We start from the raw sequence: 25699 nt of genomic DNA on the forward strand, positions 1-25699 counted from the left end.
CGTTCGTGGAAAGAGCGAATCGTGCATTGTAGGTGGCTTGCCCCGGCCATCGGCACCAGGGACATGTCCGGAAATGGCGAGTCTGATCTGCCACAAACCCCTACGATGTGCCCATGCCATCCCCAGCCCCCCTCGACGCCGACGCCTGCTACCTCGCGCTTGCTGCGCGAGACGCCCGCTTCGACGGGCGCTTTTTCACCGGCGTCACCTCCACCGGCATCTACTGCCGGCCGGTCTGTCGTGTGCGCACGCCCCGGCAGGCCAACTGCCGCTTTTTCGCCCACGCGGCCCAGGCCGAAGCGGCCGGTTTTCGCCCCTGCCTGCGCTGCCGTCCCGAACTCGCCCCCGGGGATCTGGCCTGGTCCGCCACCGATGCCGGCGACATTCTTACCCGCCAGGCGCTGGGCTTGCTGGCCACGCCCGACACCTGGACCGGTGACACCCCCAGCGCGGCCGCACTCGCCCAACGTCTCGGCGTGAGCGACCGGCACCTGCGCCGCCTGTTCGAAGAACGGATGGGCGTCTCGCCCCTGCAGTACCTGCAGACCCGGCGCCTTCTGACCGCCAAGCAGTTGCTGACCGACAGCCACCTGCCTGTCACCAAGGTCGCCGAGCTCAGTGGGTTTGGCAGCCTGCGCCGCTTCAACGCTGTTTTCCAGGAACGTTATGGGCTCAATCCCAGCCAGTTGCGGCGGGGGTCATCCTCGCCGGAGGGTGCACTCACCGTAAGGCTGGGCTACCGCCCCCCTTACGACATTGCCGCCCTGCTGCGCTTCTTCCACGATCGTGCGATCGACGGCGTCGAGCAGGTCCTCTGGCCCACCGAGCGCATGCCGCTGCCGGGTCTGGCCCGCACCATTGGCCTGCATGCCTCCAACCGCACCCTCAGTGGCTGGGTCGAAGCCCGCTTCGACCCCGAACGCCACCAGGTCATCGTGCGGATCGCTCCCAGCCTGGTGGACGCGCTGCCCACCCTCATTCACCGCGTGCGCGCCTGGCTGGACCTGGACGCCGATCCCATCGCGATACAGGCCGTGCTCCGCACCATGCCAGCGCCTGCCGGCGAGCACGCGGGGCTTCGCGTCCCCGGCTGCCTCGATGGTTTCGAACTCGCTGTGCGCGCGGTGCTCGGCCAGCAGATCACCGTGGCTGCGGCACGAACCCTGGCACGCCGACTCGTTCAACAGCTGGGAACCCCTTTGCCTTCCAGCGGAGAGGGGGATGGCACCCATCTCGACCGGCTCTTTCCCAGCCCGCAGCAATTGGCCGACACCGCGCCTGAGCGACTGGGCGAGCTCGGTATCGTCCGGCAGCGCCAACGCGCCCTCATCGCCCTTGCCCAGGCCGTCTGCACGCAACAACTCGACCTCCAGGGCAGCGGCGACATGGCGGCCACGCTCGACCACCTGCGACAGCTTCCCGGCATCGGCGAATGGACCGCGCAGTACATCGCCATGCGCGCACTGCGCTGGCCCGATGCTTTTTTGGCCAAGGACGTGGCGTTGCAGAAGTCGCTGGGCCTGCCCCGCTCCCTCACCGAAGCCGCAGCCGAATCACTCTCCCAGGCCTGGCGCCCGTGGCGCAGCTATGCGGTCATGCGCGCCTGGCAGGCACCGAGCCCCTTGTCGCCGCCCCAGCCCTCCCCATGAAAACACCACAATCGCTTGTCAAGATCGAGGTTCCGAGTCCGCTCGGCCCCATCGTGCTCGCCGCCTCCGCCCTCGGCCTGCGGGGGCTCTGGTTCATCGACCAGCGCTACGCGCCCAATTTCACCGCTTGGCCGGACGCGCCTGAGCATCCTCTGCTGCAAGCGGCACACCGACAACTTGATGCCTATTTTTCAGGCCAGACCGACCGCTTCGACCTGCCCCTGGATCCCTCCGTGGGCACGCGCTTTCAACAAGCCGTCTGGCAGGCACTCCGCCAGATACCCACCGGACAGACATGCAGCTACCAACAGCTGGCCCAGGCCCTGGGCCGGCCCCAGGCCGCACGCGCCACCGGCGCCGCCGTGGGACGCAACCCCTGGTCACTGGTCGTGCCCTGTCACCGGGTGGTGGGCAGCGACGGGCGCCTCACCGGTTACGCTGGTGGCCTGTGGCGCAAGGAAGCCTTGCTGGCCCTCGAGTCCGGGGACATCGCCAGCTTGCGCAACGCCTGTCAAAGCAGCCCCGTCTGACACACTGATCACCCACGCCTCTCCAGCCTCCGGTTTCGCCCCACCACATCACCCGCCCTGAACCGGCCCCACTCCATCATGTCGATCACTTTGTTGGGCGAGTTTGTGCTCCTCGCTGCCCTCTGGGGCGCCTCTTTCCTGTTCATGCGCCTGGGTGCGGCCGAATTTGGCGCCATTCCCACCGCCGGACTGCGTGTGGGCCTGGCCGCGCTCTTCCTGCTCCCGACATTGCTGGTCCGCGGCGTCTGGACCGACTTGCGCCGCCATGCACGGCCCATTCTGCTGGTCGGCCTGCTCAATTCGGCCATGCCTTTTGCGCTTTTCGCCTTCGCGGTCGTCCACATTCCCACCGGCCTCACGGCCATCCTCAACGCCACGGTGCCCATGACCGGTGCCCTCGTTGCCTGGCTCTGGCTCGGCGAGCGCCCCGGCGCCAGCCGCACCCTCGGCCTCGTCATCGGTTTCGCCGGTGTCGCGTTGCTGGTGATGGGCAAATCCGGGGTCGATGCTTCCGGACTTTCCATGGATACGCCGTCCACGATGCCGCTGATCGCCATGGGCGCCGTGATGGCGGCCACGCTCTGTTATGGCATCGGCGCCAGTTGTGCGCGCAAATACCTGCAAGGTGTGCACCCACTCGCGACCGCCACCGGCAGCCAGATCGGCGCCACGCTGGGGCTTGCCCTGCCCATGGCCTGGTTCTGGCCTTCTGCGCCGGTCAGCGCTGGCGCGTGGTGGGCAATGGTGGCCGTCGGGCTGCTCTGCACAGCACTGGCCTACATCCTGTTTTTCCACCTCATCGAGCAAGCAGGCGCCAGCAAAGCCTTGACCGTGACCTTCATGATCCCGGTCTTTGCGTTGTTTTATGGGGCCGCATTTCTTCAAGAAACCATCACAGCCTGGATGCTGGGCTGCGGGGTCATCATTGTTTGCGGCACCGCCCTCTCGATGGGGCTTGTTCGCTGGCAGCGAAACCACTGAGTGGCACGGAAAAACGTCGGCTTCGTGGCGAGGCGATCGGTTTACTACCGAACAGAAGCGCCAAAAATAAACGGGTTGCAGCTTGCGCTGCAACCCGTTTAAGTGTCTGGCGGAGTGGACGGGGCTCGAACCCGCGACCCCCGGCGTGACAGGCCGGTATTCTAACCAACTGAACTACCACTCCTGGCAGGTAGCTTTGGTGCCTTGCGACAACCCAAGCGCTACAGACTTGGCGACCCTACGGGGATTCGAACCCCGGTACTCACCGTGAAAGGGTGATGTCCTAGGCCTCTAGACGATAGGGTCAAAACCTGGACGGCTCCGAATTTTCATTCGGCGCTTCGTTTTACCGAAGCCTCGCATTCTAGCATCAAAAACAGTGTTTTCTTTGCAGTTTGTTGGTGGAGGTAAGCGGGATCGAACCGCTGACCTCTTGCATGCCATGCAAGCGCTCTCCCAGCTGAGCTATACCCCCAACAAGCATTGCTTTAAAACAGTGTTTCATTGCAACCTAGCGAGCCTCAAATTATAGAGGCTTTTTTACGCTTTACGCAAGCGCTCCAAAATTTTTTCGCGATCGTGCAGTTCCAGCACCGCGTCGAGCGAAGGCGTTTGGGGTGTGCCCATCACCAGCACCCGCACCGGCATCGCCAGTTGGGGCATCTTCAGTGAGAACTGCGCCAGCGTCTCCTTGAGCGCGGCGGCGATCGATGCCTTGTCCCAATTGACATTGACCAGTCGCTCCGCCAAGGCAGCAATCGCCGGCCTGACCGCCTCCGTCACGTGCTGGGCCAGATCCTCGGCCTTCGGCGCCACATCGGCGTAATGGGGTGCCAGCCAGTCGGCCAGTGCCACCGTGGTGTCGCAGCGGTCCTTGTACAAGCCGCACAGGGCGCTCAGGCGGTCATCGGACGCGATCCCCCGCCGGGTCAGCTGTTCTGCGGCAAGTGTAGCCAGTTCGGTGTTGTCCATGGCCTTGAGGTGCTGGGCGTTGACCCAGCGCAGCTTGGCCTCATCAAAGCGTCCAGCGCTGCTGCCCAGATGGTCGAGGTTGAACCACTGCAGGAACTGCTCGCGGCTGAAAATCTCATCGTCGCCGTGGCTCCAGCCCAGGCGGGCCAGGTAGTTCACCATCGCGTCGGGCAAGTAGCCTTCGTCGCGGTACTGCGTCACCGGCTTGGCGCCGTTGCGCTTGCTCATCTTCTCGCCCTGCTCGTTGAGCACGGTGGGCAGGTGGGCGTAGACCGGCGGCTCCTTGCCCAGGGCACGGAAGATGTTGATCTGGCGCGGCGTGTTGTTGACGTGGTCATCGCCACGGATGACGTGGGTGATCGCCATGTCGATGTCATCCACCACCACGCAGAAGTTGTAGGTCGGCGTACCGTCGGGGCGCGCGATCACCAGGTCATCCAGTTCGTCGTTGCTGAACTCGACACGGCCCTTGACCTTGTCTTCCCAGACCACCGAGCCGCCCTGCGGGTTCTTGAAGCGCAGCACGGGCTTGATGCCTTCGGGCACCGGTGGCAGCACCTTGCCCGGTTCGGGACGCCAGGTGCCGTCGTAGCGTGGCTTTTCCTTGTTGGCCATCTGGCGTTCGCGCAGCGCGTCCAGCTCTTCCACGCTCATGTAGCAGGGGTAAACCAGACCCTGGGCCTGCATGTCGGCCAGCACGGCCTTGTAGCGGTCCATGCGCTGCATCTGGTAGAACGGCCCTTCGTCGTGATCCAGGCCCAGCCACTTCATGCCTTCGATGATCACGTCGACCGCCGCCTGGGTCGAACGCTCCAGGTCGGTGTCTTCGATGCGCAGGATGAACGTGCCCTGGCTCGCCCGGGCAAAAGCCCAGGGATAGAGCGCGGAACGGATGTTGCCCAGGTGAATGAAGCCGGTGGGCGACGGCGCGAATCGGGTACGGACGGTCATAGAAGAACGGGTTACAGGCTGGACAGGCCGCGATCGAGGTCGGCCCGGATGTCGTCGAGGTGTTCCAGGCCCACGGCGACCCGGATCAGGCCCTGGCGCACACCGGCGGCCTGGCGCTGGACTTCGGTCAGGCGGCCGTGCGAGGTGCTGGCCGGATGGGCGCAAAGGGTCTTGGTGTCGCCGAGGTTGGTCGAGAGCGAAAGCACCTGCATCGCATCGAGCACGTGAAATGCGCGCTGACGGGCCTGGTCGGCATCGGAGGCCTTCACCTCGAAGGACAGCACAGCACCGCCGAGCCCCCCCATCTGCGCCAGCGCCAGCTCATGCTGTTGATGGCTGGGCAGGCCAGGGTAGAACACGCGCGCCACGGCCGGATGCGCTTCCAGCCACTGGGCCAGTGCCAGCGCCTGCGCCGACTGCGCACGCATGCGCAACTCCAGCGTCTCCAGGCCCTTGAGGACAACCCAGGCGTTGAAAGGGGCGAGCGTCATGCCGCCGCTCTTGAGCACCGGCAGGAAGGTCTTGTTGACCAGGGCTTCGCTGGCGCACAGCGCTCCCGCCATCACGCGCCCCTGGCCGTCGAGATACTTGGTGCCCGAGTGCATGACGATGTCGGCACCGAGGCTCATCGGCCGTTGCAAAGCCGGCGTGGCAAAGCAGTTGTCGACAGCCAGCAAGGCCCCGCTGCTGTGTGCCAGATCGGCCAAGGCGCGGATGTCGCAGACGTCGGTCAGCGGGTTGGTCGGCGTCTCGGCAAACAGCAGCCGGGTGTTCGCGCGTACAGCGCCCTTCCAGGCCGACAAGTCGGTCTGCGGGACGAAGCTCGACTCGACGCCGAACTTGGCCAGGTCGCTGCCGATCAGCTTGATGGTCGAGCCGAACATGGACTGCGAGCACAGCACGTGGTCACCCGCTTTGAGCAGACCCAGACACATCATGAGGATGGCCGACATGCCCGAGGCCGTGGAGATGCAGGCCGGCGCGCCTTCGAGCGCGGCCAGGCGCTGCTCGAAACTGGTCACCGTGGGGTTGCCGTAGCGGCCGTAGGTGAAGCCGTCCTCGTCGCCATTGAAGCGGCGGGCAGCGGCTTCGGCACTGGGCTGTACGTAACCGCTGGTGAGGTACAGCGCTTCGGAGTTTTCGCCGTACTGGCTGCGCGCCACGGCCGCGCGCACGGCCTGGGTTTCGCGGTGCAACGGGGTGGTATCGGAAGGGTTCAGATCGGAAGACATGGGTGTGCCCGGTCAGGCCACTTCGGCGTTCGGCAGGGCGAGACGCGAAGTATCTTCGGTGTCTTCACCGGACTGGTCACGCCCCTGGTTGAGGCGGGCGATGTCTTCGGCCGTGATGTCCCCGGTGACGTAGACGCCATCGAAGCACGAAGCATCAAAACCGGCCAGATCCGGATTGAGCGAGCCGATGGCCTGCTTCATCGCATCGACGTCCTGATAGATCAGCGCGTCGCAGCCGATCAGTTCGCGGATCTCTTCGACGGTGCGACCGTGGGCCACCAGTTCCTGCGGCGTGGGCATGTCGATACCGTAGACGTTCGGGTAGCGCACGGGCGGCGCGGCACTGGCCATGTAGACCTTGGCCGCTCCGGCGTCGCGGGCCATTTGCACGATTTCCTTGGACGTGGTGCCCCGCACGATGGAGTCGTCCACCAGCAGCACGTTGCGGCCCTTGAACTCGCTGGCGATCACATTGAGCTTTTGGCGCACCGACTTCTTGCGCACGCCCTGGCCGGGCATGATGAAGGTTCGCCCCACGTAGCGGTTCTTCACGAAGCCTTCCCGGTACGGCAGGCCCAGCAGCTGTGCCAGTTCCATGGCGCTGGGACGCGAGGATTCGGGGATCGGGATCACCACGTCGATGTCCTTGGGCGGCACGGTGGAGATGACCCGCTTGGCCAGTGTCTTGCCCAGGTTCAGCCGCGCCTGGTAGACCGAAATGCCGTCCAGCACGGAATCGGGCCGCGCCAGGTAGACGTATTCAAAGATGCAGGGGTGGTGGCGCACGTTGTCGGCACACGGCGCAAACTGCACCTGCCCTTCGAGGTCGACGAACACCGCCTCACCGGGCTGCACGGCGCGCTCGACATCGAAGCCGGTGCCTTCCAGGGTCACCGACTCGCTGGCCACCATCACGCCGGCCGGGCTGCGCCCGATGCACAGCGGCCGGATACCGAACGGATCGCGGAACGCCAGCAGGCCATGGCCTGCGATCAGCGCGATCACCGCGTACGAGCCTTTGACCCGCTGGTGCACGCCGCGCACGGCAGCGAACACGTCAGCCGGCTTGAGCGTGCCGCCGCGCGTGACCTTTTCGAGTTCATGCGCCAGCACGTTGAGCAACACCTCGGAGTCGCTTTCGGTGTTGATGTGGCGATGATCGGTCTGGAACAGCTCCTGCTTGAGCGCCTTGGCATTGGTCAGGTTGCCGTTGTGCACCAGCACGATGCCGTAAGGCGCATTCACGTAGAAAGGCTGGGCCTCTTCTTCGCTGAAAGCGTTGCCCGCCGTCGGGTAGCGCACCTGCCCCAGACCCGCGTTGCCAGGCAGTGCGCGCATGTTGCGCGTGCGAAACACGTCGCGCACCATGCCCTTGGCCTTGTGCATGTAGAACTTGCGCCCCTGCTGCGTGACGATGCCCGCCGCATCCTGGCCACGGTGCTGCAACAGCAGCAGCGCGTCATAAATCAGTTGATTGACCGGCGCCTGGCTGACCACGCCCACGATTCCACACATGTTCGAATCCTCAACGACAAAACCACAGAAACTTCATGCCAGGTAGCGCGCGAGCCCATCGGGCAACAGCGGGCGCAGCACCAGCAAGGCGGCCGAAAGCTCGGCAGCCACCATCGAATCCCGCCACCAGGTCTGCTCGCGCAGCGGTGTCATGTGCACCACCACCGCCAGCGCCAGCAGCAACACGGCCCCGCGCAGCACGCCAAAGGCCCCACCCAGCACCCGATCAACCGGCCGCAGCCCGACCGAATCGACCAGCTTCTTGACCAGCCAGGCCACCAGGCCACCGGCAAACGCCACCGCCACAAACAGCAGCACAAATCCTGCCGCCAGCCGCAGCGCCGGGGAAGCCCCGCCCATCGGGAGCCATTCGCCCACCGTTGCGGCCCAAGCCTGGGCCACGATGAACGCAGCGACCCAGCCGGCCACGGACAACACCTCGTACATCAAACCCCGCCACAGACCCAGCAGCGCGGACAAGCCCAGCACCGCGAGCAAGGCCCAATCGGTCACGTTCATGCGCCTGTGCTGCTGCAGCGCCTCACAGCACCAGGATCGCCGCCGGCAGGCCGAGCGCCTTCACCCGGGCCACGGCCTTTTCAGCTTCGGCGCGCGAGGCAAAGGGGCCGAGGCGGACACGGGTGCGCCGACCGTCTGGCGTTTCGGCCACATGGGTATAGGTCTTGAGGCCTGCGCGCTCCAGCTTCAGGCGGGTTTCCTGGGCACGGGCGGCTTCGGCAAAGGCCCCCACCTGAACCACCAGACGCAGATTGGCGGCTTCGCCAGGCTTGGCGGCGCCAGCCCGGTCTTCCAGCAATGCCTTCACGCGCTCGGCGTTGTCGGCCCGCGCTGTACCGGCCGCCGGCGCCTCCGGCTTGACCGGGGTCTTGGCCGCCACCGCGGGGGCCGCCGGCTTGGCCGGAGGGGGCTCGGGCGTCACAGGCGCTGCCCGGGTTTCGATCACCTCTTCCCGGTCACCCAGGCTGTCCTGGGTGGTCAGCGGGGTGGCGGGCGGCGAAGATTCCTTGGCAACCGGCTCGGCCGGGGTCGGGCGAGGGGCGGCAGCCGTCTCCGGTTTCGCCGTCACGGGCGCGCTGTCGCGGGAGGGGATGACGATGGGCACGTCGCCCGACAAAGGGCGGGGCTGCGTGTCGAACAGCAGGGGGAAACCCACCACACCGAGCACCACCAGAATGGCCGCGCCCACCAGGCGGTGCCGTGCGCGGCGGCGCACCGCTTCAATGCTCTGGGGCTGGGCCGCAGCCGGGTGACCCTGGTGACCGGAACGGGACTTGAACATGGGTTGACCCGTGTGCCTGCGAGGCCGGTTGCCACCCCTGCGGCGGCAACGCGACAGGATCAGGCGGCCAGATGCTTCGCGGACAGGCGGGGCACGCCGTCGTGCAGCACCCCACCCACGGTGTAGAAGGAACCAAAGACCACGATTCTATCAGCCGGGTCTGCGGCGGCCACGGCCGCAGCCAGAGCATCCCGGGGCGTGGCGTGGGTACCAGCGACCGTGCCCTTGCCGGCCGCCCCGGCGGCCAGTTGCGTCGCGAGTTCGTCCGCACTCAGGGCCCGTGCAATGGGCAAACCGGTCGGGTACCAGCGGTCGATCAGCGGGCCGATCCGTGCCAGCATGGCCGCCAGATCTTTGTCGGCCATGGCACCGAACACCGCGTGCGTGGTCGGGTAGAAGCCCATCGCGTCCAGGTTTTCGGCCAATGCGGCCACCGAATGCGGGTTGTGGGCCACGTCCAGCACCAGGGTGGGCGCGCCGGGCACGATCTGGAAACGTCCGGGCAGCTCCACCAGCGCGAGCCCGTTGCGCACCGCCTGCGCCGTGACGGGCAGTTGCGCGCGCAACACCTCGATCGCAGCCAGCACGCCCGCCGCGTTGACCAGTTGGTTGGCCCCGCGCAGCGCCGGGTAGGCCATGCCGCTGTAGCGCCGCCCGCCGCGCGAAGGGTGCGTGGCCCAGCCCCACTGCTGCTGGTCGCCCGCAAAATGGAAATCCTTGCCGATGCGCCAGAGATCGGCACCGATCTCCATCGCCCGGTCCAGCACGCTCTGCGGCACCGCCGGATCGCTGACGACCACCGGCCGCCCGGTGCGCATGATGCCGGCCTTTTCGTAGCCGATGGCCTCGCGATCATTGCCCAGCAGCGCCATGTGGTCGAGCGCGATGCTGGTGATGATGGCGCAGTCCGGGTCGATGATGTTGACCGCGTCGAGCCGCCCCCCGAGCCCCACCTCCAGGATCGCGACATCGATGCCGCTGCGTTGCAGCGTGCGCAGGATGGCCAGCGTGGTGAACTCGAAATAGGTCAGCGACACCTCGCCTTCGCCATCGTCGCCCGGCTGGCCGCGGCGCGCCTGCTCGACCTCGGCAAACGCCGGCACCAGGGCGTCGGCCGCCACGGGCGTGCCTTCGACGCGGCAGCGCTCCTCGAAATGCACCAGGTGCGGCGAGGTGTACACGCCCGTCCGGTAGCCCGCCTGGGTATAGATCGCCTCCAGCATGGCGCAGGTCGAGCCCTTGCCATTGGTGCCCGCCACGGTGATCACGGGCATCGGCAGCCGCAGGTCCAGACGCCGGGCCACGCGCTGCACCCGCTCCAGCCCGAGTTCGATCCCGCTGATGCCTTGCGGGTGCTGGCGTTCGCAATGTGCCAGCCAGTCGGACAGGGTGCGGGGGTGGTCAGGCAGATCAATCGCTTGCATGGCCGTGATTGTCCCACCGCCCCCGCCGGGCTGGCCGGCCCGCGGTCATTGCCCCGACAATCGCCACATGATCACTGTCTACGGCATTCCGAACTGCGACACCGTCAAGAAAGCCCGCACCTGGCTGTCGGCACAGGGCGTCGCACATCAGTTTCACGACTTCAAGAAACAGGGTGTCCCCGAGGCCGACCTGACCGGCTGGCTCGATGCCCTGGGTTGGGAAACCCTGGTCAACCGGCGCGGCACCACCTGGCGCGGCCTGGACGAGGCCGATCGCACTGCCGTGACCGACGCCACCAGCGCCAAGCGCCTGCTGCTCGCCCACCCCAGCATCATCAAGCGACCGGTGGTGGCCTGGGCCGATGGCCGGGTCACGGCGGGTTTTGACAGCGCCGCGTGGACATCCCGCCTCTGAGCGACAGAAAGGCCGCCTCGTCCGCCGCCCTAGAATTGCAGGATGGCGGTTTTGCCATACCGCTGTCCTGCCCTTTTTCACCTGCTTGCAAATGCCTACCACCCAGATCCCCGGCGTGACCGTCAACACCCAGGCCAACGTCTACTTCGACGGCAAATGTGTCAGCCACGGCCTCACCTATCCCGACGGCACGAAAAAATCGGTCGGCGTCGTCCTGCCCGCCACCCTGACCTTCGGCACCGGTGCACCGGAAATCATGGAGTGTGTGGCGGGTGGCTGCGAATACAAACTCGCCGGCACCGACACCTGGGTCCCGGTGGTTCCCGGTGACGCTTTCAAGGTGCCCGGCAACAGCAGCTTCGACATCCGCGTGGCCGAGGCCTTCCACTACATCTGCCACTACGGCTGATCCCTGCCCCACGCTGCCACACCCGCCAGATCATGAGCACCATCCTGCAAAAACTCCCGTTGGGCCAAAAAGTCGGCATCGCCTTCTCGGGCGGCCTGGACACCTCCGCCGCGCTGCTGTGGATGAAGAAAAAAGGCGCCCTGCCCTACGCCTACACCGCCAACCTCGGCCAGCCTGACGAGGCCGACTACGACGACATCCCGCGCAAGGCCATGGCCTATGGCGCCGAGAAGGCCCGTCTGGTCGACTGCCGCCTGCAACTGGCGCACGAAGGCATCGCCGCCATCCAGTGCGGCGCCTTCCACATCAGCACCGGCGGCATCACTTACTTCAACACCACGCCGCTGGGCCGCGCCGTGACCGGCACCATGCTGGTGGCAGCGATGAAGGAAGACGACGTCAACATCTGGGGCGACGGCAGCACCTTCAAGGGCAACGACATCGAGCGCTTCTACCGCTACGGCCTGCTGACCAACCCGAGCCTGAAGATCTACAAGCCCTGGCTGGATCAGACCTTCATCGACGAACTGGGCGGCCGCAAGGAAATGAGCGAATTCCTCATTGCCAACGGCTTCGACTACAAGATGTCGGTCGAGAAGGCCTACAGCACCGACAGCAACATGCTGGGTGCCACCCACGAGGCCAAGGACCTGGAGCACCTGAACTCCGGCATCCGCATCGTCAACCCCATCATGGGCGTGGCGTTCTGGAAGCCGGAAGTGGACGTCAAGGCCGAGGAGATCACCGTGCGCTTCGAGGAAGGCCAGCCGGTCGCCCTGAACGGCCAGACCTTCGCTTCGCCGGTCGAACTGTTCCTCAAGGCCAACGAAATCGGCGGCCGCCACGGCCTGGGCATGAGCGACCAGATCGAGAACCGCATCATCGAAGCCAAGAGCCGCGGCATCTACGAAGCCCCGGGCATGGCGCTGCTGCACATCGCCTACGAACGCCTGGTCACCGGCATCCACAACGAAGACACCATCGAGCAGTACCGCATCAACGGCCTGCGCCTGGGTCGCCTCCTCTACCAGGGCCGCTGGTTCGACCCGCAGGCCATCATGCTGCGCGAAACCGCCCAGCGCTGGGTGGCCCGCGCCGTGACCGGCGAAGTGACGCTGGAACTGCGCCGCGGCAACGACTATTCCATCCTCAACACCGAATCGCCCAACCTGACCTACGCGCCCGAGCGTCTGTCGATGGAGAAGGTGGAAGACGCGCCGTTCAGCCCGGCCGACCGCATCGGCCAGCTCACCATGCGCAACCTCGACATTGTCGACACCCGCGCCAAGCTGGGCATCTACGCCCAGACCGGCCTGCTCTCGCTGGGCGATGGGGCGAGCATGCTGCGCCTGGAAGGTGAGACCAAGTCCGGCAGCTAAGCCGGTACCCCGGGCGCCGGGCGGCGCCATCGCCACGCCGCCCGGATGCCCAGCAGCAAGACGATCAGCATCACGGGCACCGCTGGCTCGAAAAAGCGCGGCAGGTTCTGCGACAGCAGCGTGTAGGCCCCGAGCATGCCCAGGGCGGGCAGCGTCAGGGCCAGCCCGTCGGGCCGGCGCCGCACCACGGCAGCCAGCCCCGTACCGAACAGGGCCAGCACCGCTGCCAGGTTCAACCCCTCGAAAAACCCCGTCTTGCCAGGGCCATCGGCCCAGCCCGGCAGGCCACCACGCGCCGAGATACACCACATCCCACGCCAGAGCATCAGGGGCACCAGCCGAAGGTGTGCCCAAGGGTGGGCACGGATCATCTGCCAGGCTTCGCGCTGCATGGTGGCGTCGCCGGCGTAATCGGGAAACGCTGCGCCGGCCGCCTCAAACTGGTAGCGCAACTGCATGTAGCGCGCCGAGGTCTGGCGGTAGAAGGTCACCGCCTGCTCGGGCCTGCCAGCCGCCTGGGCCTGGAAATCGCTGGCCTGGAAGTCGGACGGCCCGATGTAGAGGCGGCGCAGGGGCCCATCGCGGCTGCGCAGGTCCTGCGGGGCGATGTCCAGCGAACTGCCCTTGACCGCGCTTTTGTAGGAGTTGGGACCCCACAGCGTGAACGCCCGCCGGTATTCGTCGGCGTTCATCTGATTGAGCATCGCCCGCTTGTAAAGCACCCAGCCACTGCGGCCCTGCGTGAGCTGGAAGCTGCCAATCTGCACGGCATTGCGGGCCATCCATGGCAGCACCACCAGCAAGGCCCCCAGCACCAACAGGGCCATGGACACCAGCCGCTGCCACCAGCGCCCTGCCGCTTCCCCGAACACCGCCAGCAGTGCCAACAGCGGCACCAGATACAGAAACACGGCCTTGATCAGGCACAACACGCCCAACACCACGCCGGCCTGCGCCCACAGCAGCCTGCCGCGCTGCTGCACGGCACGCAGCAGCGCCCAGCTCAGCCACAGCAGGCCGCAGGCGGCGGGCAGCTCGGTGTAGAGCGAATCGACGGCGTCCGGGCTGTTGAGAAAACCCAGCCAGATCAGCACCACCGCGGCGAACGCCCAGGCCCGGGACCGCGTCAGGCGCCACACCAGCAACCAGGCCGCCAGCAGCGTCCCGAACACCCAGACCACGTTGACGGCCTTCACCAGGCGTGTGTGTTCACCGTGGTGCAGCGAGTCCAGGGTGAAAGGCACCCCGAAAGCACGCAGCCCGCGCAGCCAGACCGCGGTCAGCGCGGGCGGCACCGGCTCGCGGAAGTCGCTGGGCACGCTGTGGGTGAAGCGGGCCGGCCCCATGTCCTGCGAGAAGTCGCCCCGCTCGAACAGCGAATACGCGATGCTCAGGTTCTGCGTGGCGTCGCCCACGATGCTGTCGTCCTGCACCCACCGCAGGGTGGACAGGCTCAGCCCCAGGCAGAGCAACACCCAGAGCCAGTGCGAACGGCGAAGGCGTGAAACGAAGGTCATGGTGCGAGCGATTGCACCGATCGCGCCTTAGAACAGACTGAATCCACCCCGGTTGTCGCGCTGGCCCCACAGCGACGACACCGCCGGGATGCCGTTCAGATGACCACCGGCTCCGGCTCCAGCCGGATACCGAAGCGTTCGTACACGCTGGTCTGGATGGCCTTGGCCAGGGTCATGACTTCGCCGCCGGTGCAGGGGTGTTCGGCATCCCCTTTGTTGACCAGCACCAGCGCCTGCTTTTCGTAGACCCCGGCGTGGCCGAGGGTCTTGCCCTTCCAGCCGCAGGCGTCGATCAGCCAGCCCGCCGCCAGCTTCACGCTGCCATCGTCCATGGGGTAGTGCACCACCTTCGGGTCGCGGGCGATGATGTCGGCGCACTGCTCGGGCGTCACTGTGGGGTTCTTGAAGAAGCTGCCGGCGTTGCCGATGACGGCCGGGTCGGGCAGCTTGGCGCGGCGGATGGCGACCACCCAGTCGAAGATCTGGCGCGCGTCGGGGGCTGCGATGCCGGTCTCGGCCATCTTGCGCTCCAGGTCCAGGTAGCCCAGCACCGGCTTCCAGGGCTTGGGCAGCCAGAAGCGCACACGGGTGATGAGCGCACGCCCCGCCAGGCCGAAGCTCTGGTTGTCGGCCGCGATGTGTTTGAACACCGAATCGCGGTAGCCGAATCCGCACTGGGCGGCGTCCAACGTGAAGACCTCGCCGCTGACCAGGTCGATGGCGTCCAGCGAGTGGAAGCGGTCCTGCAGCTCGACCCCGTAGGCGCCGATGTTCTGCACCGGCGCCGCCCCCACGGTGCCGGGAATCAGCGCCATGTTTTCCAGGCCCGGCCAGCCCTGATCCAGCGTCCAGGCAACAAAAGCGTGCCAGTTCTCACCGGCGCCCGCCTCGACCAGCCAGCCTTTTTCACTCTCCTCGACCAGACGCCGGCCCGCGATCTCGACCCGCAGCACCAGCGCCTTGATGTCGCCGGTGATCACCAGGTTGCTGCCGCCCCCGAGCACGAAACGCGGCGTGAGGGCCCAGTCGGGCCGGACCATCAGGCTGCGCAGATCGGCCTCGGTACGGATGCGCGCAAAACGTTGCGCGCGCGCGGCGATGCCGAAGCTGTTGTAGGGCTGGAGGGGCACCTGTTTCTCGACTAACATGACCGGATTGTCTCATTCACCCTCTGAAGAACCCGATCCCTCATGCCTTCTTTCGACACCAAACTCGAAGCCGATTTTGTGGAAGTGAAAAACGCCGTGGAAAACACGGCCAAGGAAATCGGTACCCGTTTCGACTTCAAGGGCACCAGCGCCGGCATCGAACTCAAGGACAAGGAAATCACCCTGTTCGGCGATGCCGACTTCCAGCTCCAGCAGGTCGAGGACATCCTGCGCAACAAGATGACCAAACGCAGCGTGGACGTGCGCTTCCTCGAGGTCGGCAAGGTCGAGAAGGTGGGCGGCGACAAGGTCAAGCAGGTGGTCAAGGTCAAGAACGGCATTGCCAGCGAAGACGCCAAGAAGATCCAGCAGGCCATCAAGGCCAGCAAGATGAAAGTACAGGCCGCCATCCAGGGCGACGCGGTGCGCGTGTCCGGCGCCAAGCGCGACGACCTGCAGGCGGCCATGGCGCTGATCCGCAGCGACATGAAGGACCTGCCGCTGTCCTTCGACAACTTCCGCGATTGAGTGAACCACACCCTGCGTCGCTGCGTGGCCGCCCTCTGCCGGGCGCCTTCGGCCAGGCCGGGCATCGCGCCGACCTGGCCCGCCGCACTTCGGCGCAGCCTGGGCTGTGCGCTGCTCGGCCTCCTGGGCGGGGCCCCTGCGGCCGCCTGGGCGCAGTCGGTCGCGTTGTCGGGCATTTCCGGCAGCCGCGCGCTGCTGGTGGTGGACGGCGCCGCGCCCAAATTCCTGGCACCGGGCCAGACGCACCAGGGCGTGAAGCTGGTGGCGATCGAGGACGGCGCCGCCATCATTGAGGTGGCCGGCCGGCGGCAGAGCCTGCAGGTCGGTCATGCGCCGGTCAGCGTCGGCGGCAGCGGCGCTGCGGACGCGGGTGGCCAGCGCATCGTGCTGACCGCCGACGCCCGCGGCCACTTTGCGCCCCAGGGCCAGATCAACGGCCGCGCGGTGCAGTTCCTGGTGGACACCGGCGCCACCGCCATCGCGCTGAGCGAGGCAGAAGCCCGGCGCATCGGCCTGGCCTACGAGCAAGGACGGCGGGTGGCGGTCAGTACCGCCAACGGCTCGGCCACAGCGCACCTGGTGCGCCTGAACCAGGTGCGCATCGGCGACGTGCGGATTTACGACGTGGAAGCCGTGGTCACGCCGCAGTCCATGCCCTATGTGCTGCTGGGCAACACCTTTCTCAACCGCTTCCAGATGCAGCGCAGCGCCGACCAGCTCACACTGGAAAAACGCTACTGATCCGCCGCACCGGACGGCGACATCAGGCCTGCGCGGCCGTCACCACGATCTCGATCCGGTAGGCCGGGTTGGCCAGGGCGGCCTGCACCGTGGCCCGCGGCGGCGCCGCACCCGGCACCACCCAGGCGTCCCACACCTCGTTCATGACGGTGATCTCGCGGATGTCGGTCAGGTAGATCTGCGCCCGCAGGATGCGCGACTTGTCGCTGCCCGCTTCCTGCAGGCGCTGCGCCACCTGTTCAAGCACGTCTTCCGTCTGGCCGCGGATGTCGGTGTCGCCCCGCTCGGGCACCATGCCCGCCAGGTAGACGATGCCGTTGAAAACGGCAGCCTCGCTGTAGCGGGCTGCCATGCCGATGCGTTGAATGTCCTGGCTCATGGTTTTTTCTTCGATCCGAGCCGGCTTTCGGTGCCGGCGATGAGGCGGTTGATGTTTTCGGCGTGCCGCCAGACCAGCAGCAGGCCCATGACGGCCAGGGCCAGCACCTGGGTACCGGGCGCGTCCCACGCCACGTGGCGGCCGAACAGGTAGTACGCGGGCGCAAACACCGCGGTGACGATGGAGGCCAGCGACGAATAGCGGAAAAAGAACGCCACGATCAGCCAGGTGGCCAGCGCAGCCAGCCCCAGCCAGGGATCAAACCCCAGAATCACCCCGGCGGCCGTGGCCACCCCCTTGCCGCCCTGGAAGCGGAAGAACACCGGCCAGAGATGCCCCAGGAAAGCCGCCAGCCCGACCAGCGCCACGGTGCCATCGCCCAGCCCCCAGGCCTCACCCCAGGTCTTGACGACGAACACCGGCAGCCAGCCTTTGAGGGCGTCCAGCAGCAGCGTGACCACGGCGGCGGCCTTGCTGCCCGAGCGCAGCACGTTGGTGGCCCCCGGGTTCTTGCTGCCGTAGGTGCGCGGATCGGCCAGCCCCATGGTGCGGCTGACCACCACGGCGAACGACAGCGAGCCCATCAGGTACGCCAGGACGACGGCGGCAACGGGATAAAGGGATTCCAAGGTGGCTTCCTTGTCTGGAGGGTATCTGAGAGAGCCCCGGAGCGGCGCCCGCTCCGGCAAAGCGCCCTATTCTGCCAGCGCGCACTGCACCGGCCGCGCGCCCAGCGGCACGGCCAGCACAGCCGGATCGATGCCCACCAGGAAGCCCCGGCGGCCGCCATTGATCCAGATTTTCGGCAAATCCAGCACCGTGGATTCCACATACACCGGCATGGCGCGCCTGAGGCCGAACGGCGAGGTACCCCCCACCAAGTACCCGCTGTGCCGGTTGGCCACCTCGGGCTTGCACGGCTCGACCGATTTGGCGCCGATCTGGCGCGCCAGGTTCTTGGTCGACACCGTGCGGTTGCCGTGCATCAGGATGGCCAGCGGGCGGGCCGCCTCGTCCTGCATGATCAGCGTCTTGACCACCGCAAAAGGATCGAAGCCCAGCACCGCCGCACTGTGCTGGGCTCCGCCGTGCTCCAGGTATTCGTAAGGATGTTCGCTGAACGCCACGCCATGCGCCTTGAGCCAGGCGGTGGCCGGTGTCTCCGAGACATGGGGCTTCTTGGCCATGCAGGCTGCTTCAGTACGGTGAGCGGGTATGGCGCTTCGCTGGGCCAGGATGTCGTGGGTCCGGCTCCGCCGCCCCACCGGCATCGCCGCCTGGGGAGGCGATGACGCCGCAGACAGTGCGGGGACGGGCACTCACTGGGCCGGGTCGCGGCTTTCCCAGCGGATCGCGTCGATGGCCTTGAGGAGGTCGGGCGACAACTGCACGGACCAGGCGTCGAGGCACTCGTCCAGCTGCGCCAGCGAGGTCACGCCGATGATCGTGCTGGCGACGCGCCAGTTGCGGTAGCAGAACGCCAGCGCCAGTTGCGATGGCGTCAGGCCGTGCTCGCGCGCCAGTGCGTTGTAGCGCCGGGAAGCCGCCAGGGCTTCGGGACGCCCCCAACGCTGTTTGCGCATCGACTCGTACAGCGCCATGCGGCCATGGTCGCCCACCAGCCCGGTGTCGTCGTACTTGCCGCTCAGCAGGCCAAAACCCAGCGGCGAATACGCCAGCAGCGACACGCCCAGGCGGTGGCAGGTTTCGTCCAGCCCGTTTTCATAGCTGCGGTTGATCAGGCAGTAGGGGTTCTGCACCGTCGCCACCCGGGGCAGGCCATGCTGCTCGGCCAGGCGCACGAATTCGTGCACCCCGTACGGGGTTTCATTGGACAGGCCCACAGCGCGCACCTTGCCGGCCTGCACCAGTTCGGCCAGCGCTTCAAGTTGGGCCAACACGGAGGGCGCGGGCTTGTCCTTGGCCGGGTCGAAGTACAGCGCGCCAAAAGCGGGCACGTTGCGCGCTGGCCAATGAATCTGGTAGAGGTCGATCACATCGGTCTGCAGGCGCCGCAGGCTGCCTTCACAGGCTTCGATGATGCCGGCCTTGCTCACCTCGCTGCGCAGCCAGGACATGCCACGCGCCGGCCCTGCCACCTTGGTGGCCAGCACCACCTTCTCGCGCACGCCGGGATTGTTCGCAAACCAGCGGCCGATGATGGTTTCGGTCGCGCCGCAGGTTTCGGCCTTGGCCGGCACCGCGTACATCTCGGCCGTGTCCAGAAAATTCACGCCGCGCTCCAGAGCGCGGTCCAGAATGCGGTGGGCATCGGCTTCGCCGACCTGCTCGCCAAAGGTCATGGTGCCCAGGCAGACGGCGGGGACTTGCAGCGGGCTCTGGCCCAGCGTGACGGTGGAAAAGGTGCTCATGGGGAGCGATGGTAACGAAGCCACCCGCGTGCGGCAGACGCCGGGTCGACAAATCCCCGCAGACCCGGCGCAGTTTTCCCCCGCAACGCTGTCACGGCATTGACGCACAGACCGGTGCGCCGCGGGCCGGCGTCTTTATGATCCGCCGCATGTACGCTGTCCGACGACCTTCCCGCAGCCACTTCGTCCCCGTGCGGGGCCTGCCATACCACGTGCGCGAATGGGGCGAGCCCCAGGCGGGCCAGCCGCCCCTGGTGCTGGTCCACGGCTGGATGGATGTCTCGGCGTCGTGGCAGTTCGTCGTCGACGCCCTGCCCGACGACCGCTGGATCGTCGCGCCCGACTGGCGCGGCTTCGGTCTGACCCGCGCAGAGCCGGCCCCCGACGCCTACTGGTTCCCCGACTACCTGGGCGACCTCGACGGGCTACTCGACCACTTTTCACCCGATGTGCCGGTCGATCTGGTCGGTCACAGCATGGGCGGCAACGTCGCGATGATGTTTGGCGGCGTGCGCCCGCAGCGGCTGCGCCGGCTGGTCAACCTCGAGGGTTTCGGCATGCCCGAAACCCGGCCCGCCCAGGCCCCGGAGCGCTATGCCCAGTGGTTGGACGGGCTCAAGGCCCTGCGCCAGGGTGACATGGCCCTGAAGGACTACGACAGCGCCGAAGGCGTGGCCAGCCGGCTGATGAAGACCAATCCCCGCCTGCCCCGGGACAAAGCCGACTGGCTGGCCCGGCACTGGGCCGAGCCCGGTCCGGACGGGCGCTGGCGCATTCTGGGCGACCCGGCACACAAGGTGACCAGCGCCCACCTCTACCAGACGCCGGAAGCGCTGGCGGTGTACGCCCGCATCACCGCCCCCACCCTGTCGATCGTGGCCAGCGACGACAGCCTGGGCCAATGGTGGAAGGGGCGCTACACCCTGGACCAGTACCAGCAACGGCTGACCCACGTGCCCGATGTGCACCACGCGCGGGTGTCCGATGCCGGCCACATGCTGCACCACGACCAGCCCGCGGCGGTGGCCGCCCTGATCGCCGACTTCCTCGCCTGACGCGACCGGTCGTCGCGGATCGGGCCGCCAGCGACAGCCGCCGCGTTGGCGGTCATGAGAAAATCGCGGGTTTGGCGGCCCTGTCCGCTCACACCGAACACGCGAGAGAACACCATGGAAGCCGAACGCCTCAACGCCCTGCAGAACCAACTGGCCGACCTGACCGAGCGGGTGGCCGAGCTTCGGAGGTATCTTTGACTACGATGCCAAGGCCCTGAAACTCAGCGAGGTCAACGCCGCGCTGGAAGACCCCACCGTCTGGGACAACCCCAAACGCGCCCAGGAACTGGGCAAGGAAAAACGCTCCCTCGAAAGCGTGGTGCTGGTCATCGACAAGCTCACCAGCGAGCTGACCGACAACACCGAACTGTTCGAGATGTCGGCGGCCGAAAACGATGACGCCGGCCTGGAAACCATCGAAGGCGAAGCCGCCAAGCTGGCCCCGGAGGTCGAACAACTCGAATTCCGCCGGATGTTCAACAACCCGGCCGATCCGCTGAGCTGCTTTGTCGACATCCAGGCCGGCGCCGGTGGCACCGAAGCCTGCGACTGGGCCAGCATGCTGCTGCGCCAGTACCTGCGCTACGCCGAGCGCAAGGGCTTCAAGGCCACGGTGGAGGAAGAAACCCCCGGCGACACCGCCGGCATCAAGAGCGCCACGATCAAGATCGAGGGCGAATACGCCTACGGCCTGCTGCGCACCGAAACCGGCGTGCACCGGCTGGTGCGCAAGAGCCCGTTCGACAGCTCGGGCGGCCGCCACACCTCGTTCGCCTCGCTCTTCGTCTACCCCGAGATCGATGACTCCATCGAAATCAACATCAACCCGGCCGACGTGCGCACCGACACCTACCGCGCCTCCGGCGCCGGTGGCCAGCACATCAACAAGACCGACTCGGCCGTGCGCCTGACGCACATCCCGACCGGCATCGTCGTGCAGTGCCAGGACGGCCGCAGCCAGCACAGCAACCGCGACGTGGCCTGGCAGCGCCTGCGCTCGCGCCTGTACGACCACGAGATGCGCAAGCGCATGGAGGAGCAGCAGAAGCTGGAAGACACCAAGACCGATGTGGGCTGGGGCCACCAGATCCGCAGCTACGTGCTGGACAACAGCCGCATCAAAGACCTGCGCACCAACGTCGAAGTCTCGGCCACCCAGAAGGTGCTGGACGGCGACCTCGACGTCTTCATCGAAGCCTCGCTCAAGCAGGGCGTCTGACCCAAGACCGCATCCCGACACCAGGAGAAGCACCATGCCGCAACTGCGTGAGGCCCAGGGCCCCGCGACGGTGATCCGCCGCGAAGACTACACCCCGCCCGCGTACTGGGTCGATACGGTCGAACTGATCTTCGATCTCGACCCGGCCAAAACCCGCGTGCTCAACCGGATGCGCCTGCGCCGCAACCCGGACGTGCCCGCCCAGGCGCTGCGCCTGGATGGCGATGACCTGAATCTCGCCCGCGTGCTGGTCAACGGCCAGGGTTGTTCGTTCAAGATGGACGGCAGCACCCTGGTGCTGGAAAGCCTGCCCGAGGGCCACGAACCCTTCGAGCTCGAGATCTTCACCACCTGCGCCCCGGAGAAAAACACCCAGCTGATGGGTCTCTACGTGAGCCAGGGCACCTTCTTCACCCAGTGCGAAGCCGAAGGCTTCCGCCGCATCACCTACTTCCTGGACCGGCCGGACGTGATGGCCAGCTACACCGTCACCCTGCGTGCCGACAAGGCCCGCTATCCGGTGCTGCTGTCCAACGGCAACCTGGTCGAATCGGGTGACCTGCCAGGGCCTGGCAACGAGGGCCGCCACTTCGCCAAATGGGTCGACCCGCACAAGAAGCCGTGCTACCTGTTCGCCCTCGTCGCGGGCAACCTGGTGGCGCGCGAACAGCGCGTGCGGGCCCGTTCGGGCCAGGAACACCTGCTGCAGGTCTATGTGCGCCAGGGCGACATGGACAAGACCGAGCACGCCATGAACTCGCTGATCCACAGCGTGATCTGGGACGAAGCCCGTTTCGGTCTGCCGCTCGACCTGGAGCGCTTCATGATCGTCGCTACCAGCGACTTCAACATGGGCGCGATGGAGAACAAGGGCCTGAACATCTTCAACACGAAGTACGTGCTGGCCAACAGCGCCACCGCCACCGACACCGATTTCGCCAACATCGAATCGGTCGTGGGGCACGAATACTTCCACAACTGGACGGGCAATCGCGTCACCTGCCGCGACTGGTTCCAGCTCTCGCTCAAGGAAGGCCTCACCGTCTTCCGCGACCAGGAATTCAGCATGGACCTGTGCGCCACGCCCTCGGCGCGCGCGGTCAAGCGCATCGAGGACGTGCGCGTGCTGCGCACCGCCCAGTTCCCGGAAGATGCCGGCCCCATGGCGCACCCGGTGCGGCCCGACAGTTACGTCGAAATCAACAACTTCTACACCGTCACGGTGTACGAAAAAGGCGCCGAGGTCGTGCGCATGCAGCAGACCCTGGTCGGCCGCGAGGGCTTCCGTCGCGGCATGGACCTGTACTTCCAGCGCCACGACGGCCAGGCGGTGACCTGCGACGACTTCGCCCAGGCCATCGCCGACGCCAACCCCGACAGCGACCTGGCCCGCCTGCTGCCCCAGTTCAAACGCTGGTACAGCCAGGCCGGCACGCCGCGCGTGCACGCCAGCGGCCACTACGACGCCGCCACCCAGCGCTACACGTTGACGCTGTCGCAATCCTGCGAAGCGACACCCGGCCAGGCCGAAAAGCAGCCCTTCGTGATCCCGGTTGCGGTGGGCCTGCTCGATGCCCAGGGCCAGGATCTGGCCCTGCAACTGGTGGGGGAAACCGTCCCGGCCGGCACCACGCGCCTGCTGGTGCTCACCGAACCCCAGCACAGCTACACCTTCGAAGGCGTGGCGACCGAGCCCGTGCCCTCGGTGCTGCGGGGCTTTTCGGCGCCGGTCCTGCTCGACATGGCCCAGAGCGACGCACACCTGCTGCACCTGCTGGCCCACGACAGCGACCCGTTCAACCGCTGGGAAGCCGGCCAGCGCCTCGCCTTGCGCCGCGCGCTCGCGGCCATCCGTGCAGAAGGCCCGGCGCCCACGGCGCCGCTGGACAACGCCTTCCTGGACGCCATGCGCAGCGTGCTGCGCCACCCCGCGCTCGACGCGGCCTTCAAGGAACTGGTGCTGACCCTGCCGGCCGAAAGCTACATCGCCGAACAGCTCGACGTGGTCGACCCGCAGCGCATCCACGCCGTGCGCGAAACCATGCGGCAGCAACTGGCCAACGCACTCTTCGACGACTGGGTCTGGGCCTGGGAACAGCACAAGGACAACGGCGCGTATCGCCCGGAACCCGTCAGCACCGGCCGGCGTGCGCTGGCCGGCCTGGCGCTGGGCATGCTGTGCCTGGCCGCGCGCGACAGCGGCGACACCGTCTGGCCAGGCAAAACCTACCAGCGCGTCAAGGATGCCGACAACATGACCGACCGCTTCAACGCCCTGTCGGCCCTGGTGGTCAGCGGCCATGCGCTTGCCCGCGACGCCCTCGCCCGCTTCCACACCCTGTTCAAGAACGAAGCGCTGGTGCTGGACAAATGGTTCGCCCTACAGGCCGGCGCACCCGACCGTGGCGGCAATGTGCTGCCGGCCGTGCGCCAGTTGCTGGCGCATCCGGACTTCCACCTCAAAAACCCGAACCGCGCCCGCAGCGTGATCTTCAGCTACTGCAACGCCAACCCGGCGGCCTTCCACCGCGAAGACGCCGCCGGCTATGTGTTCTGGAGCGACCGTGTGCTGGAAATCGACACCTTCAACCCGCAGGTGGCCAGCCGCCTGGCGCGCGCGCTGGACCGCTGGAAAAAGCTGGCCGAACCCTACCGCAGCGCCGCCCGCGAAGCCATCGCCCGCGTGGCCGCCAAGCCCGACCTGAGCAACGACGTCCGCGAGGTCGTCACCCGATCCCTGGCAGACTGATCCCCCAAAGGCACCGATCATGAGCAACAAGATTTCCCTGACCCGCTATCTGGTCGAGCAACAACGCACGCACGGCCGCATCCCGCCCGAGCTGCGCCTGCTGATCGAGGTGGTGGCCCGCGCCTGCAAGCGCATTTCCATCAGCGTCAACAAGGGCGCGCTGGGTGAGGTGCTGGGCAGTGCCGAGTCCGAAAACGTGCAGGGCGAGGTCCAGAAAAAGCTGGACATCATCGCCAACGAAGTGCTGATCGAAGCCAACGAATGGGGCGGCCACCTGGCGGCCATGGCCTCCGAGGAGATGGACAGCATCTACGTGGTGCCCAACCGCTTCCCGCAGGGCGAATACCTGCTGATGTTCGATCCGCTCGACGGCTCGTCCAACATCGACGTCAACGTCAGCATCGGCACCATCTTCTCGGTGCTGCGCAAACGCCACGACGATCCGAAGATCATCGACCCCGTCAGTGAAGCCGACTTCCTGCAACCGGGCCGCCAGCAGGTCGCCGCCGGCTACTGCGTCTACGGGCCACAGACCACGCTGGTACTCACCGTGGGCGATGGCGTGGCCATGTTCACGCTCGACCGCGAGCAAGGCTCCTGGGTGCTGACGCAGGACCAGGTGACGATTCCCGAAGACACCAAGGAATTCGCGATCAACATGAGCAACATGCGCCACTGGGACACCCCGGTCAAGCGCTACATCGACGAATGCCTGGCCGGCCAGGAAGGCCCGCGCGGCAAGGACTTCAACATGCGCTGGATCGCCTCCATGGTGGCCGATGTGCACCGCATCCTCACGCGCGGCGGCGTCTTCATGTACCCCTGGGACAAGCGCGAGCCGAACAAGCCCGGCAAGCTGCGCCTGATGTACGAAGCCAACCCCATGGGCTGGCTGGTGGAACAGGCCGGTGGCGCCGCCACCAACGGCCGCGAACGCATCCTGGATATGGTGCCGACCCAGTTGCACCAGCGCGTCAGCGTGATCCTGGGTTCGAAGAACGAGGTCGATCTCGTGACCCGCTACCACTTGGAAGCCGACAAGACCGCCTGAGCTTTGCTAGAATATGAGGCTTCGCCGGAATAGCTCAGTCGGTAGAGCAGCTCATTCGTAATGAGAAGGTCGGGGGTTCGATTCCTCTTTCCGGCACCAACCACATAACCGCATCCGTTCGCAGGCCCCCATAACCCGCCGCGAACCCCTCAGAAAGCCCGGCCCTGCCGGGCTTTTTGTTTT

General features: G+C 66.7%; 24 protein-coding genes and 4 tRNA genes. 13 read left to right on the forward strand and 15 right to left on the reverse strand.

Annotated elements, in window-relative coordinates:
• Nucleotides 1-113 precede the first annotated feature (113 nt).
• The 3 genes from QQK43_RS04980 (at nucleotide 114) to QQK43_RS04990 (ending at nucleotide 3160) form a co-directional block, all read left to right on the forward strand.
• Nucleotides 114-1649 carry an AlkA N-terminal domain-containing protein gene (locus QQK43_RS04980; RefSeq protein ID WP_284306905.1) on the forward strand — a complete coding sequence of 512 codons (1536 nt, stop codon included), beginning with the start codon at nucleotides 114-116 and terminating at the stop codon, nucleotides 1647-1649.
• Entirely contained in the window at nucleotides 1646-2179 is a 534-nt protein-coding gene (locus tag QQK43_RS04985) for a methylated-DNA--[protein]-cysteine S-methyltransferase (RefSeq protein WP_284306906.1), read from the forward strand. Before QQK43_RS04980 ends, QQK43_RS04985 begins: the two co-directional genes overlap by 4 nt.
• Before the next feature lie 78 nt (nucleotides 2180-2257).
• Nucleotides 2258-3160 carry a DMT family transporter gene (locus tag QQK43_RS04990; protein ID WP_284306907.1) on the forward strand — a complete coding sequence of 301 codons (903 nt, stop codon included), beginning with the start codon at nucleotides 2258-2260 and terminating at the stop codon, nucleotides 3158-3160.
• 107 nt (nucleotides 3161-3267) lie between these two features.
• Here the strand turns inward: QQK43_RS04990 and QQK43_RS04995 are convergent.
• The 9 genes from QQK43_RS04995 to folC form a co-directional block, all read right to left on the reverse strand.
• Nucleotides 3268-3344, reverse strand: a tRNA-Asp gene (locus QQK43_RS04995).
• A 46-nt stretch (nucleotides 3345-3390) separates the two neighbouring features.
• Nucleotides 3391-3466, reverse strand: a tRNA-Glu gene (locus QQK43_RS05000).
• Nucleotides 3467-3559: 93 nt separating this feature from the next.
• Nucleotides 3560-3635 (reverse strand) — tRNA-Ala (locus tag QQK43_RS05005).
• Between the two features lie 65 nt (nucleotides 3636-3700).
• Complete coding sequence (gltX, locus tag QQK43_RS05010) at nucleotides 3701-5083, reverse strand: glutamate--tRNA ligase (protein WP_234266774.1); 1383 nt, start codon at nucleotides 5081-5083, stop codon at nucleotides 3701-3703.
• 11 nt (nucleotides 5084-5094) lie between these two features.
• Entirely contained in the window at nucleotides 5095-6315 is a 1221-nt protein-coding gene (locus QQK43_RS05015) for an O-succinylhomoserine sulfhydrylase (RefSeq protein ID WP_284306908.1), read from the reverse strand.
• Between the two features lie 12 nt (nucleotides 6316-6327).
• Nucleotides 6328-7830, reverse strand: a complete 1503-nt coding sequence (gene purF, locus QQK43_RS05020) for an amidophosphoribosyltransferase (protein ID WP_234266776.1) — start codon at nucleotides 7828-7830, stop codon at nucleotides 6328-6330.
• Between the two features lie 33 nt (nucleotides 7831-7863).
• Entirely contained in the window at nucleotides 7864-8349 is a 486-nt protein-coding gene (locus QQK43_RS05025; protein ID WP_234266777.1) for a CvpA family protein, read from the reverse strand.
• A gap of 22 nt (nucleotides 8350-8371) precedes the next feature.
• A complete protein-coding gene (locus QQK43_RS05030; RefSeq protein ID WP_284306909.1) occupies nucleotides 8372-9130 on the reverse strand; it encodes an SPOR domain-containing protein in 759 nt (252 codons plus the stop codon).
• Nucleotides 9131-9189: 59 nt separating this feature from the next.
• Nucleotides 9190-10554, reverse strand: a complete 1365-nt coding sequence (gene folC, locus QQK43_RS05035) for a bifunctional tetrahydrofolate synthase/dihydrofolate synthase (RefSeq protein WP_234266779.1) — start codon at nucleotides 10552-10554, stop codon at nucleotides 9190-9192.
• 67 nt (nucleotides 10555-10621) lie between these two features.
• On the opposite strand from folC, the gene QQK43_RS05040 reads away from it, so the two are divergent.
• From QQK43_RS05040 to argG, 3 genes are all read left to right on the forward strand, one after another.
• Nucleotides 10622-10969 carry an ArsC family reductase gene (locus QQK43_RS05040; protein WP_234266780.1) on the forward strand — a complete coding sequence of 116 codons (348 nt, stop codon included), beginning with the start codon at nucleotides 10622-10624 and terminating at the stop codon, nucleotides 10967-10969.
• 91 nt (nucleotides 10970-11060) lie between these two features.
• Entirely contained in the window at nucleotides 11061-11378 is a 318-nt protein-coding gene (ppnP, locus tag QQK43_RS05045; RefSeq protein WP_234266781.1) for a pyrimidine/purine nucleoside phosphorylase, read from the forward strand.
• Nucleotides 11379-11410: 32 nt separating this feature from the next.
• Entirely contained in the window at nucleotides 11411-12757 is a 1347-nt protein-coding gene (gene argG, locus QQK43_RS05050) for an argininosuccinate synthase (protein WP_284306910.1), read from the forward strand.
• Here the strand turns inward: argG and QQK43_RS05055 are convergent.
• Entirely contained in the window at nucleotides 12754-14274 is a 1521-nt protein-coding gene (locus QQK43_RS05055; RefSeq protein ID WP_284306911.1) for a glycosyltransferase family protein, read from the reverse strand. The two genes, argG and QQK43_RS05055, sit on opposite strands and share 4 nt — an antisense overlap.
• Nucleotides 14275-14369: 95 nt before the next feature.
• Entirely contained in the window at nucleotides 14370-15422 is a 1053-nt protein-coding gene (murB, locus tag QQK43_RS05060) for a UDP-N-acetylmuramate dehydrogenase (protein ID WP_284306913.1), read from the reverse strand.
• Between the two features lie 42 nt (nucleotides 15423-15464).
• Between murB and QQK43_RS05065 the strand changes: the two genes are divergently transcribed.
• Complete coding sequence (locus QQK43_RS05065) at nucleotides 15465-15950, forward strand: YajQ family cyclic di-GMP-binding protein (protein WP_284306914.1); 486 nt, start codon at nucleotides 15465-15467, stop codon at nucleotides 15948-15950.
• Nucleotides 15951-16691 carry a retropepsin-like aspartic protease family protein gene (locus QQK43_RS05070; RefSeq protein ID WP_348533524.1) on the forward strand — a complete coding sequence of 247 codons (741 nt, stop codon included), beginning with the start codon at nucleotides 15951-15953 and terminating at the stop codon, nucleotides 16689-16691.
• A gap of 22 nt (nucleotides 16692-16713) precedes the next feature.
• On the opposite strand, the gene QQK43_RS05075 is transcribed toward QQK43_RS05070, so the two are convergent.
• From QQK43_RS05075 to QQK43_RS05090, 4 genes are all read right to left on the reverse strand, one after another.
• The gene (locus QQK43_RS05075; protein ID WP_284306915.1) at nucleotides 16714-17070 is read right to left on the reverse strand and encodes a RidA family protein; all 357 of its coding nucleotides are present in this window, start codon (nucleotides 17068-17070) and stop codon (nucleotides 16714-16716) included.
• Entirely contained in the window at nucleotides 17067-17699 is a 633-nt protein-coding gene (gene plsY, locus QQK43_RS05080) for a glycerol-3-phosphate 1-O-acyltransferase PlsY (protein WP_234266787.1), read from the reverse strand. Before plsY ends, QQK43_RS05075 begins: the two co-directional genes overlap by 4 nt.
• Before the next feature lie 66 nt (nucleotides 17700-17765).
• A complete protein-coding gene (locus QQK43_RS05085; RefSeq protein WP_284306916.1) occupies nucleotides 17766-18257 on the reverse strand; it encodes an aminoacyl-tRNA deacylase in 492 nt (163 codons plus the stop codon).
• A gap of 132 nt (nucleotides 18258-18389) precedes the next feature.
• Nucleotides 18390-19442, reverse strand: a complete 1053-nt coding sequence (locus QQK43_RS05090) for an aldo/keto reductase (RefSeq protein WP_284306917.1) — start codon at nucleotides 19440-19442, stop codon at nucleotides 18390-18392.
• A gap of 149 nt (nucleotides 19443-19591) precedes the next feature.
• Between QQK43_RS05090 and QQK43_RS05095 the strand changes: the two genes are divergently transcribed.
• The 5 genes from QQK43_RS05095 to QQK43_RS05115 all read left to right on the forward strand — a co-directional run bounded on the left by QQK43_RS05095 (nucleotide 19592) and on the right by QQK43_RS05115 (nucleotide 25615).
• A complete protein-coding gene (locus QQK43_RS05095; RefSeq protein WP_284306918.1) occupies nucleotides 19592-20497 on the forward strand; it encodes an alpha/beta fold hydrolase in 906 nt (301 codons plus the stop codon).
• Between the two features lie 114 nt (nucleotides 20498-20611).
• A protein-coding gene (gene prfB, locus QQK43_RS05100) for a peptide chain release factor 2 (protein ID WP_234266791.1) occupies nucleotides 20612-21716 on the forward strand; the annotation gives its coding sequence in 2 pieces (ribosomal slippage) (nucleotides 20612-20692 and nucleotides 20694-21716; 1104 coding nt in all).
• A gap of 34 nt (nucleotides 21717-21750) precedes the next feature.
• A complete protein-coding gene (pepN, locus tag QQK43_RS05105) occupies nucleotides 21751-24465 on the forward strand; it encodes an aminopeptidase N (RefSeq protein ID WP_284306919.1) in 2715 nt (904 codons plus the stop codon).
• A 19-nt stretch (nucleotides 24466-24484) separates the two neighbouring features.
• Nucleotides 24485-25516: a class 1 fructose-bisphosphatase gene (locus tag QQK43_RS05110; RefSeq protein ID WP_284306920.1), complete on the forward strand. Its 1032-nt coding sequence runs from the start codon at nucleotides 24485-24487 to the stop codon at nucleotides 25514-25516.
• Nucleotides 25517-25539: 23 nt separating this feature from the next.
• Nucleotides 25540-25615 (forward strand) — tRNA-Thr (locus tag QQK43_RS05115).
• Nucleotides 25616-25699 lie beyond the last annotated feature (84 nt).

It is taken from the genome of Hydrogenophaga electricum (assembly GCF_030160815.1).
Taxonomy (GTDB): Bacteria; Pseudomonadota; Gammaproteobacteria; order Burkholderiales; family Burkholderiaceae_C; genus Hydrogenophaga; species Hydrogenophaga electricum.